Genomic DNA, 13,960 nt, shown 5'->3' on the forward strand with positions numbered 1-13,960 from the left:
AGATGAAACCGAGATGACAGCCAAAGTGCGTGTTGAATTACTTTTGAGGGAATCCGTAGTCGTTTATAAATGCCCATTCAGGAATTATCTAATAAATTGATTTAGCACAGTGCGGGACATTGTACGTAATACATAACCACTGTCCGACTGGTTGCCTGTGATGTCTTAAGGGTATTTTAGTTAGTCTTTCTTAGGCGTTCTCAAATTTTAGTACTTCACAATTTAACGAACTGACTTACCACTAAATCTCGTATAATGAATTGGGACAAGCACTGGGCAATTGATAAAAAATGATTGGCAACATCAAATATCGGCTACGCCAACTTCGCGCAGAAGGAAAATTCACGTTTTTAATCAATTTATTAGTAGCGGCCAACGCCCATATTAAATCTCTACGCCAACGCACACAGAAAAAGGGCGCGGCAGCATCACTGTTACCACGCCAGTTTGGAAGCTCTCCCCAAGCATGGGTTGATTTTATATGGAACGCGAACAATGGTTTTTTTAGGCCCATTCAGCAACCTCAGGAAATACTAAACCTGATTGAAATCGTTTCTCAGCGAAAACCTGAAACAGTACTAGAGATTGGCACGGCGAATGGTGGATCACTCTTTTTATTCTGCCGAGCGGCCGCCAAGCACGCAACCATTGTGAGCATTGATTTACCTGGAGGCATCAACGGAGGTGGCTTCCCGAACTGGAAAACCGACCTGTATGCACAATTTGCTGGAGACACTCAACAGCTGCACCTACTGCGCCTGAATTCTCACCTGCCATCCACGCTTAGTCGCGTTCAAGAAATAACGCCAACAGGAAAATTTGATGCCATTATGATTGATGCCGATCATAGTTACGAAGGCGTTAAACAAGACTTTGAACTCTACAGCAGCCTTGTTGCGGAAAGAGGAATCATCATTCTTCACGATATTATCAAAAACCAATTCGACCCCTCTATTCAGGTAAATCGTTTTTGGGACGAGCTAAAACTGACACACCAGACAAAGGAAATAATATTTGATAACAAGCAGGGCAACATGGGCATTGGTCTTGTGTTCTTTTAATTGATGTTGCTTTGTTTCACTTGAAATGAATCCTCCAAAGTCAAACCTCTGCCATATTATTCTTACTCGGTTCAACCTGCCTTCAGGCGGGCGTGAATCAAAAATAAGGAATTCACCAAACTGGCTGGAAAACCGCTTTGAGTTATTTGAAACGTACTGCCTGCCATCAGTGATGCAGCAATCTAATGCAGATTTCAAATGGTTTATTTACTTTGACAGAGACACGCCTGAGCCGTTTCGCACGCGTGTAAAACAATACGAAATTCAATATCGGCAAATCACTATCTTTTGGGGGAAAAACATACCTTTAGCCGACATCCAAAAGCAGATTTTTGAACGAGCACCTGAGCACAAAGAGTACCTATTAACCACTCGCCTCGACAACGATGATGCGCTTAACAAAGACTTTGTTAGCAAACTTCAAACCGCCGCGGCACCATTGAGCAATAAGTCTAACGCATTAGTGATGAATTACCAAAATGGGCTGATACTCTGTGGTGACCGAGTCTATTCGCATCACGACACGAGCAATCCATTTGCGTCAGTTCTGGAACCGTTGTCGGCGAATATTAAAACGATTTGGCAGCATCAACACACTAAATTACACAACTTTGGCACGATACATCAATTGAATTCGCAAGCCATGTGGCTACAGGTTATTCACAAACACAATGTATCAAACCGCATTAGAGGCTATCGAGTTCAAAATATTGTGCTCGTCAACGCCTTCCCATTTATAAAAAGACAACTCGTGCATGAGCACTATTGGTTAATTCTATTGGAGAACGCCACCCTCACTCCCGTCAGAAAAATTAAAGAGTTTTTTAGGTCTAAACTAAAAACATTGCTTGTACTAATTAGAAGTAACGACTAGATCGACTATCCGTTACCCAACCACTTTTCACTATAAAGCGAAGTCGCTCGATACATAAAATGCTAAAGCTACACCCCACATATTACCAATCTCAGCGACAGGAAATGCGACAGTTTCTGCCAACAAACTATTCTAAGGTATTAGAGATCGGGTGCGGCGAAGGCAATTTTCGAAACAACTTGGAAAAGCAACACGAGTATTGGGGGGTTGAGCAAAATCAAGATGCCGCAACAAAAGCGAGCGTGCTACTAGACAAAGTTAGTGTCGGCAACTACGAAGACATATCTAATCAACTACCGAAACAGTATTTCGATCTGATAGTATGCAATGACGTTCTTGAGCATATGGAAAATCATATCGAGTTTTTGTTAGACTTAAAATCGAAACTAAGCCCTGGTGGAAGCCTTATTTTATCCATTCCGAATGTACGCTACCTTTCAAATATAAATGAGCTTCTGTTCTCGAAAGATTGGCGATACCGAGATGCAGGGGTCTTGGATCTCACCCATCTTCGTTTCTTTACTAAGAAAAGTCTACTTCGAGTAATGCGACAAACAGGCTGGAAAGTTGACATAATCAAGGGGGTTAATCGCTATGGTAGTGGCGGTGGTGGGTCACGTTTAGTATTTTCTTACATAATGCAATTAATATACGGTTTTGACTCAGCCTATCTCCAATATGCTGTGCGTGCCAGTGACGAATCACAACAATGAACCCGCCACTTAATATCGCGGTTGTCGCGGCGGTATCAGATTCAGACATACTTAATAGTAATTTATTACGCTCCCCCATTTTCTCACAAATTGATACCCCTCGTTACTTTGTGACGGGTGCTAATTCTGCTGCCGAAGCCTACAACCAAGGACTAGAGCAGTTTGCCGATAAGGATGTTCTCATACTTGTACACCAAGACGTTTACCTGCCCCGTAATTGGTATCAACATCTAGTCGACGCACTCGAAGAACTAGCTGATCGGAAGGTAGACTGGGGGGTGTTAGGCGTTTTCGGCAAGACATCTCACGGCGACAACGCCGGCAGGGTGTGGGACAGCGGCCTTGATCGCGAGCTAGGTGAAGCCTTTACCACACCAGTCGAAGTGGAAACCTTAGACGAGCTACTGCTAATCGTTAAACCACAAGACAGGTTAGCATTCGACACAGACCTAGTCGGGTTCCATCTGTTCGCCAGCGATTATTGCGCAACGATGCGTTCGAAAGGCAAACACTCTTACGCGATCCACGCACCCGTTATTCACAATAGCAAGCGGACCCAATCGCTTGGCGGAGACTATGCAGTCGCTTATCGCTACCTACAAAAAAAATGGCACAATGAATTGCCATTGCATGCAGTGTGCGGCGCGATAACAAAATGGGGAATTCAATACAAACGCATACGTTTTGGGCTCGCGTATCGCCGCATTTTAAAATTAATTCCAAATCAAGCTGCTGGCAGTAAAAACCCCATCGAACTCGCCAGGCAACTTGGTTACGAATAACTAGACAACATTAATCATGACTGCTATTCGCATATTAATTTTTTCATTTCTGATTCCTGACGAATTCAGCCTAACCTTAGGCAGCCTCGTATTAAGTGGTTATCGGATAGTTCTGATTGCCTTGGCCCCTTACATACTGTGGTTAATGCTCAAACGGGGACATGACGTCGATTGGAATCATTGCGATGTTATGGCTTGCATCGTCTTTATATGGCCTACGCTGGCCTTTGGCCTAAATACAGGCTTAACAGCCGCGATTGAATCAGGCGGCGTTCTCGCCTTGGAAATGGGCGTTCCCTATCTCCTCGTTCGCTTAAACGTAAATAATTACGATGAAAGAAAGAAGCTAGCCACGTCATTTCTCACCATGGTCACTATTCTATTCCTGGTAGGCTTACCCGAAGCCATTACTGGGCAACATTTCACTCATGAAATTGCCGCTCAATTAACCGGCCAAAGTTATACAGGCATAGCCGACCAGCGGTATGGAATATGGCGAGCCATTGGACCAATGGATCACGCGATACTCTTTGGTACTTTGTGTGCAAGTTTCGTGGTTATCGCGATAACCTTGGCTCAACGGCAGAGGAAGTTTTGGCCTGCGGTGTTTTTCGCTGGAGGTGGTGCGGTGATTTCGGCATCGTCAGCCCCCATTCTGGCGATTCTAGTGCAGCTAGGTATGTTGACATGGGCATTGCTATTACGGCGCCACGCTAATAAATGGTGGCTGCTATTATTGCTGTTCTTAGTATTCTATGTGTTCGTAGACATACTCTCGAACCGCGACCCTGTTAGGGTTATGTTCAGTTACCTACTAATAAACCCAGCAACTGGATACGCACGCTACTACATGTGGATCAATGGCATAGAAGTATTGACTCAATCGACTTGGGGCATGGTATTCGGTTATGGCTACGACATCAGCATTTTCGACGTTATAGATGATTTTTATTCACGCAACTTAATGCAAAATACTGTCGACAGCTATTGGCTAGTGTTAATGCTTCGATATGGCGCCACAATGGCCGCATTATTCGCAGTTTTTCTGCTGTTTGTACTTCGTCGTTCACTAAAGCAAACGCGCCGATTAAGCAAAAGAAAGGACCGTCGCTTGATGCAGGCATGGTTTATATCTGCATTTGCTATGACACTAATAGCATCAACGGTTCACTTCTGGGGCCAGATGGCCTGCGTTTACGTTATGGTTTTGGCGGCTTGTGTCGGCAGGACTCCACCGCGCCGCAAGCGATCGGGCTCAGGTACCACAACACAACATAAAATTGGTAGGCGCGTTTCGCCCTCTCCCGTAGATTAATGGTGCGTGCGATTTTGAGATTAACGCATGTATAACTATACTCAATCCGCATTTTTGGCCTCGGGCACCTATGCTAGCTCAATTGTTTCCATGCTTTTGCGGAACATTCTTTTTGCTCGTTTACTCAGTCCCTACGACTTTTCAATAGCCCTTACGTTTGGCGTTGTGTTATCTCTTTTTGAGTACATGACTAGCTTTGGGCATGAAATGCTTATGCAACGTTCGGAGCACGGAAACAAGGAACGGTTTCAAGCCACCATGCAAAGTGTCATGGTATTGAGAGGCTTCTCTATCGCAGCGTTCATTGTATTGATCTCACCGACTATCGCGAGCTTCCTAAATGTCCAATCTAGTGTATTTAACTATGCATTATTAGCCGTCGTGCCATTCATAAATGGTTTCACTCACTTGGACCCGCAGCGCCTTCATCGCCAAAATAATTTTGTTATAACTGCAAAGATCGGGATTACTGCTGATATCGCATCCATCGTTATGGCGCTGCTCTGTGCTCTAATTTGGAGTAGTTATTGGGCATTTTATATTTCATTCGTGTTTCGTCACTCAATTAGCACAGTGTTATCTCATTTTTGGGCAAGTCGCCCATACCGCCTAGCCCTCAATAAAGACTATATATTTGAACTGTGGCATTTTGGTCTGCCGCTGGTTGCGGTCGGAATATTAAAGTACTTCGGCACTGAAATCGACAAAGCACTCATTGCAAGCTACTCCGGCCTACATCAGTTTACCCTATACTTTCTGACCATGATGATTACCGCAAATGCAGCAAACATAATCGCAGTTGGCTTATCGAAAATATTCATTCGTAGAATCAGCACAGCCACTCAAGACCAACTTAGTCATACAGCTTATGGCAATGGCGTGATCACTCTATACCTAGCGCTGCCTCTTTTGCTAACTATTACAATATTTGGAGAGCTAATTATTCGTCTTGTCTTTGGCACACAATACCCACCGATACCGTACCTGATACCCGCTGTTGTGACGCTGGTTGCGATACGTCAACTGAGCCACTGGCTAAACCAAATAGTAGTGGGCGGAAACGAAACTAAATTAATCCTTTATGCCGATATGGTGCGCATTTTAGTGTTAGCTATCGGTCTTTTAATTGTCGTTAAAGGTGAAGACGTTAGGCTATTTACATTAGCATTTATTCTATGTGAATTGGCCTATGTTATTTTCCTATCGAAGTTGTTGTCAAAATCGGTTGATGGAATCAGAAAGTACAGTCTAATACTATTAGCGATAACCGTAATGTCGAGTAGCGTATTTTACGTCTTGTATTGGCTCACCTATGACAACAATACATTCATATACAAAGCCGCTTACTACCTTGCCAGTATGTTTATCCTGCTTGGTTTTTTTAATGCCTCATCGGCGCTATGCCGAGCTCAATCATTGAAACTGCTGCGCGTTATCCAAATACTACTGATGAGTAAATTTCGCCCAACCTAATAGCCTCTACTTCGTTTCAGTGGCGGTACGGTTTGTGCAAACCTCTTGCATACGCTTAGTGACAGGTAATTCACTACACATAAAATCTAACTGCCCATAGCCACTCAGTAGCGCCCGAATCACTTTGGTGCTATTAGCCTTCTGCTCAATCGAAATGCGTGTAAAGTCAGTGGTTTGTTGGCGCTGTTGTCCAGATAATACGGGCCAATGATGTAAGCCAATTTGCATCATTGAATAGGCGACGCGTGTCTCGTTCAAACCTAGCCTATGTGCCTCACTAAACCACAATGAAAATTCGTCGCCCAATTTTTTTTGGTTGGAATAAATTAACGCTAAACGCGCTACTGAAAATGACCAATTCTGGCGAATTAGCAAAGCTCGTTCGTGCAACATCGCCGCCGTTTGTAATAGTGTAGATTGCTCTAAATACTGGCCATCTGGAGACAACCACCATGATTGATAAAGAAGGTCCCCCTTTAGATCCAAAGCATCTGCATACTGTTCACGCCAGCGCAAAGCCTCATCTACGTCGTTGATGAAAGGTAAAAGATCACTAGCGTACTCAAGAGAGTCTAAATCAATTGCATCGTATGAAGATTTGGCTCTTTCATAGTAGTAAGCTGAGATTGCATAACGCCCTGACCATATAGCGAAACCACACAACACCAATATCAGGACAAGCCTATAGGTGAAGGACCACATAAACACTAACTACTCAGTGCGTGCATTATGTGCCTTGATTTAGTTCTGGCCCAGCGTCCTTGGCGTCGTACTGCAATGATTCAGCATAATAACCTCGCCCATAATAGTAAGAAAATGAAGAATCTAACAACGGCACTTGATTCAAAACAGCTCCGGTAATCGGAGCTCCAGACTTCAACATTGACTGTATCGCTGCCCTAATTTTAGTCACCGGAGTGGAATTAGCTTTTATAACATAAGCTATTTGGTCTACGTAAGTTGACAGCAGCATGGCATCACTCAACCCACCACTTGGTGGTGAGTCGATTACAATAACATCATATACCTCAGAGAGCTTATCTAACACCTCGCTAAACTTAGTTGAGCAAAATAATTCTTGTGGATTCGGGTTCACCGTTCCGGCCATAATCACATGCAGCCCAGTTATAGGTAATGAGTGTATGCATTCAGACGGAGACGCCGTCCCTAAACATAGATCACTCAAGCCGACTCTTCTCCGGTTGAACGGCGTGCTATCAAGTAGCCCGTCTAACGACGGACGACGTAAATCGCAATCAATTAATAACGTTTTTTGTACCTGCCCAAATGCCATCGCTAGACTAATCGCCATCGATGTTTTCCCTTCGCCTGGCACGGTAGAGGTCACTAGAATTCGGCGCTTAGTTTCGTCAATTGATGAAACCATCAAACTCGAGCGCACGGTTCTAATACATTCAGAAAACTGAGAAACTAAGTGATTACCGAAATAATTGTAGGCGATATCGGGATCTGCCTCGTCTGGTATATCATCGATCAACGGCACGGAGCCTAGACTAATGGTGCCTAGGGTTTTATCCACATCGTCATCATTGCTAATGGTGTTATCAAACAGCTCTCGTAACAAACCAATGAATAAGCCCAATAAACCGCTGAGCACTGATAACAAAACTACCAGCAGCGGCGCCTTACTGGCCAATGGTTGCAACGGCTTACCGGCTGGGTCAACAATTCGGACGTTTTCATTTACGCTAACGCCGGTTGCCCTACTTTCGTTCAACCTCGTTAGAAACGCTTGATAGACATCACGTTGAGTGCGAACGTTTTGCTCAAGGCCAAGTAAATCAAATTGCTTACGCCCAAGTGATTGAACTTTATTAGTCGAAGCACCTAATGAACTTGTCAAAAATGCCTCACTTTCTTTGGCTAATTCATATTCTGATTTGATGGCTAAAACCACGCGCTCGGTCTGCCTTTGTAAGTTCTCGTTTGCCGCAGCAATTTGTGAGTTCACCTCAATCATCCGTCGGTGCTCAGAGCCATATCGTTGAGTTAATTCTCCGCGCCTACTTTCAAGTTCTAACAATTCCTTTCGAATGCTTTGAACTATTAAATCATTCTGAATTGCGTTGATCCCTTGCAAATCGCCTTTTCCTTTCTCGGTAGCGACTATCTGCTGGTATAAAGCAGCTGAAGCTAGGCGCTTTTGTTTAGCCTCAAGCAAACGGCTGGAAATCATATCGACTTCTTGTGACGCCATGCCGTCATTCTGTCTACTGCTACCAATTATATCCTCGCGCTCCTTAAACTCTTGCAGTTCAAACTCAGCTTGTTTGAGGTCAGCATTAACCACGGCGAGTCGGTTCAACAACCATTCTTCGGAGGCTTCAGTTGACTTTCTTTGGTTCGATTCGACCGATTCAATATATTCAGCTGCAAGCGCATTTGTAATGTCAGCGGCCAATTGGGGGTCAGGCAAATCTAAAGAAATCGTCATCAAATACGAGTCCTTTGCAGAATCTATATCAATCTTGTTTCGGAGCGTATATGCAATCAAACGCTTTCTATTTTCGGCACTTGGTTTAGAACCACCCAAACCGACCTTTTGTTTTAATTTGCTTAAAACACTTACCTTTGTGCCTGAAAAATATGGGCTCTTATCTAACTCTAAACGTTCCACAACATTAGCCAATAATACACGCGAACGCATAATGCCTATTTGTGTAGACTGGAAAGCGGGGTCACGCCGATCAAGAAATAACTCCCTTAAATTGAATACGGCAGTCGACTTAGGTGCTACATGCAACAGCGTTGTGGCTCGATATTGTGACTCAAGGGTCAGCGAGTACAAAAACGTTAACCCACCAACGAGCAACGCCATAAAAATCGATTTTTTATAATTTTTCTTAAAAACCGTTTTTAGAATCTGCCAATAATATGGTAGATCCATCGCCGACGAGTTGTAATAATCATTCATTGTCTATGCTGACTGGATCGTCAAAGATCCAATTTCCGACCTTGTTTAGAGGCATAAATTTAAAAAATTGGTTTAAGTGCAACTAATCAAGAGTCGGGGCATTATTTAGAAACCCCGAGGTAAAACAGTCACCACATCACCGGGGAATACCGATGAATCTAAACTAAGAAGGTCGTCATCTTGTTTTTGTTCACGGTCAATTTTAAAGCGCTTGCCATTACTCCACTCAGTCACACCACCCGCTAAATTGATTGCTTTTCTGAGAGTGAGATTAGGCTCGAACGGGTAGTTTCCGGGATTTCTAACTTCACCACCAATTGAGAATGGTCGATACTCGACCACGGACACCGCGATATTGGGTTTAACTAGAACACGCCCTTTTAGGCCTTTGGTTAACTCATTTTCCAGTTCGGAAGTACTTTTCCCTTTAATTTTGATTTCCCCTAAATAAGGGTAAGAAATTATTCCCGCGTTATCGACTGTTAGTTCAAAAGACATATCTGGCTCTTCGAATACCAGAATTTTTATCTTGTCGCCTGCACCGAGTTTATAATTTGAGTCTAATTGAGAAGACGCCACTCCACTGAAAACGAAGACTACCGTCAAACACAATAAACTACGTCTTAAAACAAACAAAACACAAGACATTAGCGAAAATATTATAGTCATCCCAAACAGATTAAAGGCTCAATGAATATGACAGGTATAGCGTGTTAACGCCATAGTCGAATTGTGGCAAATTGGAATTTTTGTCTTCGCGCTCGAAATCTAAAGCCCATTCTGAGTAGCGCCCTGAACGATATAAAATACCAAACCTAAAAGACTCATAATCATCGTCACGCTGAACGCTACCGAAATCAACTGAGCCAATAGTTAGTCCGCCTGAGGCGCTTACTTTTTTGGAGAGCTCCCGAACCCACTCTATCGAAACTTGATCTACGTCTTGAAATAAACCAGTCCCAGCTTGCTCAAACGGCCTTGAAAAACTTTCCAACGTGACTTTATCTCTAGGAGTTGGCGTCCACTCCAGTTGCGCATTCCATGAAGTGAATGATTCGGGGTCTTCAAAGCTATCAAACTCTTTATCGACCTTACCAACACTCACTTCACCCGATGTTAGGCGGCTCAGCCGCCAATGAACGCCAATCAAAAATGACTGCTCGGTATTATCTAAACTTACACCAAGACGTCGAGTCACTGAATCGTACTTGTAATCACTGTAGCCCAAGTCAACGAAGACCTTGGTCGCCACAGAATATTGATAGCCTAATCTTGCTGACAAATTATCTAGCTTATAATCACGACCCTGATTTATAAGTTCAAAATTATCAAACCCTAAATCTGTAAAGTTATAACTTAGCTCCAAACTGGGACCAACTTTATAGCTTCCGATACCATAACTTAAAGAAAGGTCTTTGCGCGTAAAATCAGTTGCTCCTTTAACACTGCCGTTAGACCCTTCGGTTATATCCGTTCCCCGAACCGTACTGCCATCCTCAAAGCTCAAGCCAATACCAAATTCACTAATATCATTGAGTTTTCGTAAATAATCGCCAGAGAGCTTGCTGGATAAATAATTGTCATCACGGCTATCGAAAAAAACCACACCGTTACCTTCGTATCCAAATGCAATTCTTTGCTCATTAGTTTCTCTAATAGCTTGAACTATAGGTTGGATACTAAAAATCCCAGTACTTGTTTCGTCGCTTGAACCGCGAAAAACATTGTTCCCATATCCTAAAGAACTAGTTATCTGTGCATCAACTTCCGTCGCTCCGATTTTATGAGGTTTGCTTTCGAGAGCAGTGACGTCTGTTGTTAAAAGCAAACTCGTCATTACTGCAGAAGCAATAAGCGTGGATCGTGACGCAGGTATAGTTTTCATAGTTTTTCTTAAGTTGAAGCTAATAAAATTAGTATTAGTAAAGATCAATTGTTCAATTCAATATGCCACTGTGTGTGGGATACACATGGATAAAGAGACACTTGACCTTCGCCCCCCTACTGTCTCGACAATCATAATAAACGCAAAACGCTATTTTCAAACGTATTGCCGTTTCAATGAGGCCAGTTGATATCAACAAAATTTATTTTAGAAAAAATCAAGCTACTCAAATGAAAGAGCCTGCTCTCAACACAATAAATGAATTTCAGAACACTTTAAGTTCGAAACGCATAACAAATGACGATAAGTCACTTTTCTGATACTCTAATATAGTGATATAGTGTTTGCAATGTCTATTAACTATTCTAGTTTAGAAGTTAAAGATCCTTTGCGGAATAAAGTATTTAACGGATGTTGACCGCCTGATTAAATGTAAAACTTGGAGTTTTTCATATGCGACTAAATTTTCAAAAGACTGTTAACTTCTCAGTCGTTCTCACTACAACTCTTTTATTATTAACTTCGGCAAGTTCAGCTTTTGGTAATAGCCGTGCGGCATCTATTGAAAGTTTGATCGGCTATGTTACTGCCACCAACTCAAACGGTGAAGTTAAAAGGTTAACCGACAGCGACACTCTTAACGAAGGCGATGTACTCAACACTGGCTCAGCATCCTCTATTTCTATCACTCTAGCAAACGGTGACCTAATCCAGCTAGGTGAACTCGACACTTACACTGTTGGCGCTGCGGATGATACGAAAAACAAGGGAGGCTCGTTCGCACAACGTTCTTTAAACAAAAAGTCACCGACACTATCAACGGCGATCAGCGCCGGCGGTGGAGTTGCTGTACCAACCACTCCTGCGCCAGGCGGTTCTCCAAGCAATTAGTATATAGAGCTCGCCATCAACAGACCCAGCCTAAAGGGATAGATCGAAAACTTGTTGGCCAACGATATGAATGTTTAAAATATTTTGGCAGAACGACTAAAAAGAACCTCTTTACGAGGTTCTTTTTTTTTACCAGCTGGCACTGATAGACTCTACGAGACCTTTCGCTGAACCCAAGCCACTAAACAACATTGGAGCGACAAAGCCTCTTGCCAATCAGAAATACTAATTCCAGTGTCACACTGGCCATAACATTGATCCTCACATTCAGTCTTTGTTTAGTTAAGGCCGGAGCGCCAACGTGGGTGGCACTATTTTGGACTGCAATGTGTGCAATTACTGTTCCCATAGCTATGTACAGCAGCCCGTCGTTACGCACCGATTTGGCAAACACAAGAAAAAATTTGGGTGCTTTTCTACCCGCTATTTACTTGATTCTTTTTCAGCTCTGGAGCTTACTTCAATTTAGCCTACTCTCTGTCGATAAAACAGCTAGCTTAAACCAAAGCATGATCGGTATGGGATTCACACTATTGCTTACGCTTTGGTTCTTCAATATCCGCCTAAATAAAGCCATGACTGCGCTATATGCTTGCATAGTCACATTCACGACCATTCAAGCTGGCTATGGAATTTGGGTATTTTTAAGCGAAGCGAACCTATTGCTCTGGATGCCTAAGCTTCATTACCTTGATCGCCCCACGGGCTTCTTTGTAAACTCAAACCATTTTGCCTCCTACGTGGTTTTAGCTATCATAGTGTGCTTATCACACTCTCTCGCCAAGGCACATCGGCAACATCACCAAAATATTTTTGCAACCTTATCTGATGCCATTTATAGCCCAAAGCTCATCATTCTAGGCTTTTTGCTTATTACTTTAATACTCACGAAATCGATCGGAGCTCTTGTCGCTTTGAGTGTTGTTTTTAGCATAATGACATTAAACGTTATACGGAAATCACGACACAAGAAATCAATTTCCTTCGGACTCGCTTCTCTGGTCTTAATTGCCATAGCCATCTTATTGACCTTAGATTACAGTATTATTGAAGATGAAATTTCAGGCTTTGAGCACACCTTTTTACGACGAGTCGAACTTAGCAAAGCGGGTTTTGCCATGCTTAAAAACAACTGGCTATTTGGAATTGGCGGAGGTTCTTTTTACTCGCAGTTTTCGCAATACCGCACACTTGAGATTGGCAATACGTATTATAATTATGCCCATAACGATTTCTTACAATTTTGGATTGAGTACGGACTACTAGGTGTCTCTTTACTAACGTTGTTTATAATCACAATCGTCCGTGACAATTTAAGAGTACTCGCAGACCGCACCACAACAATGAAAAAAACCTTCGCCTATGCCAGCTTGTACAGCATTATAAGCGTGGCTATACATTCTTTAGTTGATTTCCCGTTACACATGCCTGGCTTTGCTGCTCTCTTTCTAGTTATTATTTCAATCAACAGCCTGAGCTTTATGCATGAAGCGCTATTCTTTGATGTCCACGAGCAACAAAGTTAAAACGGTCTTTGCCTCTGTCGGCTCGCGTTTTTCGATGGACCGAATGCTGAGCAGCCTTGAACAAGTAGTTGACAGACACCCTGACATTCGGGTCAAGGCACAAGCTGGAAACACTCCTTACACGTCGTCCACGATCGAATTAATACCCAACTTAAGTACCGATCAATTCGAACTCGCCGTGACGGATTGTGACGTTTTTGTGAGTCATGCCGGAATGGGCAACATACTATTAGCCGCACAACTAAAAAAGCCGCTGATAATTATGCCAAGACGTGTGAGTTTCGGTGAGCATATAAGCGATCACCAAGTTGGTACAGCGCAGGCATTGACACACCGAGCAGGGGTTGTAGTTGCTGACAACGCCGAGGAACTTGAGTTGGCCATATTGGCTATACTGAATTCGTCAACAGGCGGACCAGCCACATCAGTGCAAATAAATGATTCAAGAGGAGAGCTCATATCGTCTCTTAGAGCATTCATAGATAATGACTAGTATTGATAATGA

Annotated in this window: 13 protein-coding genes; 9 read left to right on the forward strand and 4 right to left on the reverse strand. The window is 43.0% G+C overall.

Going from position 1 to position 13,960, the window contains the following annotated elements; all coding sequences use genetic code 11:
- Positions 1–290 precede the first annotated feature (290 nt).
- The 6 genes from DFR28_RS01580 to DFR28_RS01605 all read left to right on the forward strand — a co-directional run bounded on the left by DFR28_RS01580 (position 291) and on the right by DFR28_RS01605 (position 6,218).
- Positions 291–1,061, forward strand: coding sequence for a class I SAM-dependent methyltransferase (locus DFR28_RS01580; RefSeq protein WP_113952547.1), 771 nt, complete (start codon positions 291–293; stop codon positions 1,059–1,061).
- 25 nt (positions 1,062–1,086) lie between these two features.
- Positions 1,087–1,935: a glycosyltransferase gene (locus tag DFR28_RS01585; protein WP_113952548.1), complete on the forward strand. Its 849-nt coding sequence runs from the start codon at positions 1,087–1,089 to the stop codon at positions 1,933–1,935.
- Positions 1,936–2,039: 104 nt separating this feature from the next.
- A complete protein-coding gene (locus DFR28_RS01590) occupies positions 2,040–2,648 on the forward strand; it encodes a class I SAM-dependent methyltransferase (protein WP_170131933.1) in 609 nt (202 codons plus the stop codon).
- The gene (locus DFR28_RS01595; RefSeq protein ID WP_113952550.1) at positions 2,645–3,430 is read left to right on the forward strand and encodes a glycosyltransferase; all 786 of its coding nucleotides are present in this window, start codon (positions 2,645–2,647) and stop codon (positions 3,428–3,430) included. The genes DFR28_RS01590 and DFR28_RS01595 overlap by 4 nt, the downstream gene beginning before the upstream one ends.
- 16 nt (positions 3,431–3,446) lie before the next feature.
- Positions 3,447–4,745 (forward strand): hypothetical protein, encoded by a 1,299-nt coding sequence (locus DFR28_RS01600; RefSeq protein WP_113952551.1) that lies wholly within the window; start codon positions 3,447–3,449, stop codon positions 4,743–4,745.
- A gap of 27 nt (positions 4,746–4,772) precedes the next feature.
- Positions 4,773–6,218 carry an oligosaccharide flippase family protein gene (locus tag DFR28_RS01605; RefSeq protein WP_113952552.1) on the forward strand — a complete coding sequence of 482 codons (1,446 nt, stop codon included), beginning with the start codon at positions 4,773–4,775 and terminating at the stop codon, positions 6,216–6,218.
- Between the two features lie 6 nt (positions 6,219–6,224).
- Here the strand turns inward: DFR28_RS01605 and DFR28_RS01610 are convergent, their stop codons facing one another.
- The 4 genes from DFR28_RS01610 to DFR28_RS01625 form a co-directional block, all read right to left on the reverse strand.
- Positions 6,225–6,926, reverse strand: coding sequence for a hypothetical protein (locus DFR28_RS01610; protein ID WP_211316808.1), 702 nt, complete (start codon positions 6,924–6,926; stop codon positions 6,225–6,227).
- 19 nt (positions 6,927–6,945) lie between these two features.
- The gene (locus DFR28_RS01615) at positions 6,946–9,153 is read right to left on the reverse strand and encodes a GumC family protein (RefSeq protein WP_113952554.1); all 2,208 of its coding nucleotides are present in this window, start codon (positions 9,151–9,153) and stop codon (positions 6,946–6,948) included.
- Between the two features lie 105 nt (positions 9,154–9,258).
- Positions 9,259–9,822: a polysaccharide biosynthesis/export family protein gene (locus DFR28_RS01620; protein ID WP_113952555.1), complete on the reverse strand. Its 564-nt coding sequence runs from the start codon at positions 9,820–9,822 to the stop codon at positions 9,259–9,261.
- A gap of 10 nt (positions 9,823–9,832) precedes the next feature.
- Positions 9,833–11,038, reverse strand: coding sequence for an outer membrane beta-barrel protein (locus DFR28_RS01625; protein ID WP_113952556.1), 1,206 nt, complete (start codon positions 11,036–11,038; stop codon positions 9,833–9,835).
- Positions 11,039–11,491: 453 nt separating this feature from the next.
- On the opposite strand from DFR28_RS01625, the gene DFR28_RS01630 reads away from it, so the two are divergent.
- The 3 genes from DFR28_RS01630 to DFR28_RS01640 all read left to right on the forward strand — a co-directional run bounded on the left by DFR28_RS01630 (position 11,492) and on the right by DFR28_RS01640 (position 13,948).
- Entirely contained in the window at positions 11,492–11,929 is a 438-nt protein-coding gene (locus tag DFR28_RS01630; protein ID WP_113952557.1) for a hypothetical protein, read from the forward strand.
- A 353-nt stretch (positions 11,930–12,282) separates the two neighbouring features.
- Complete coding sequence (locus DFR28_RS01635; protein WP_170131935.1) at positions 12,283–13,455, forward strand: O-antigen ligase family protein; 1,173 nt, start codon at positions 12,283–12,285, stop codon at positions 13,453–13,455.
- On the forward strand, positions 13,415–13,948 hold the full coding sequence (locus tag DFR28_RS01640; protein ID WP_113952559.1) for a glycosyltransferase: 534 nt from the start codon (positions 13,415–13,417) through the stop codon (positions 13,946–13,948). The genes DFR28_RS01635 and DFR28_RS01640 overlap by 41 nt, the downstream gene beginning before the upstream one ends.
- The last annotated feature ends 12 nt before the right edge of the window (positions 13,949–13,960 follow it).

The sequence above is a fragment of the Arenicella xantha genome, assembly GCF_003315245.1.
GTDB classification, from domain to species: Bacteria; Pseudomonadota; Gammaproteobacteria; order Arenicellales; family Arenicellaceae; genus Arenicella; species Arenicella xantha.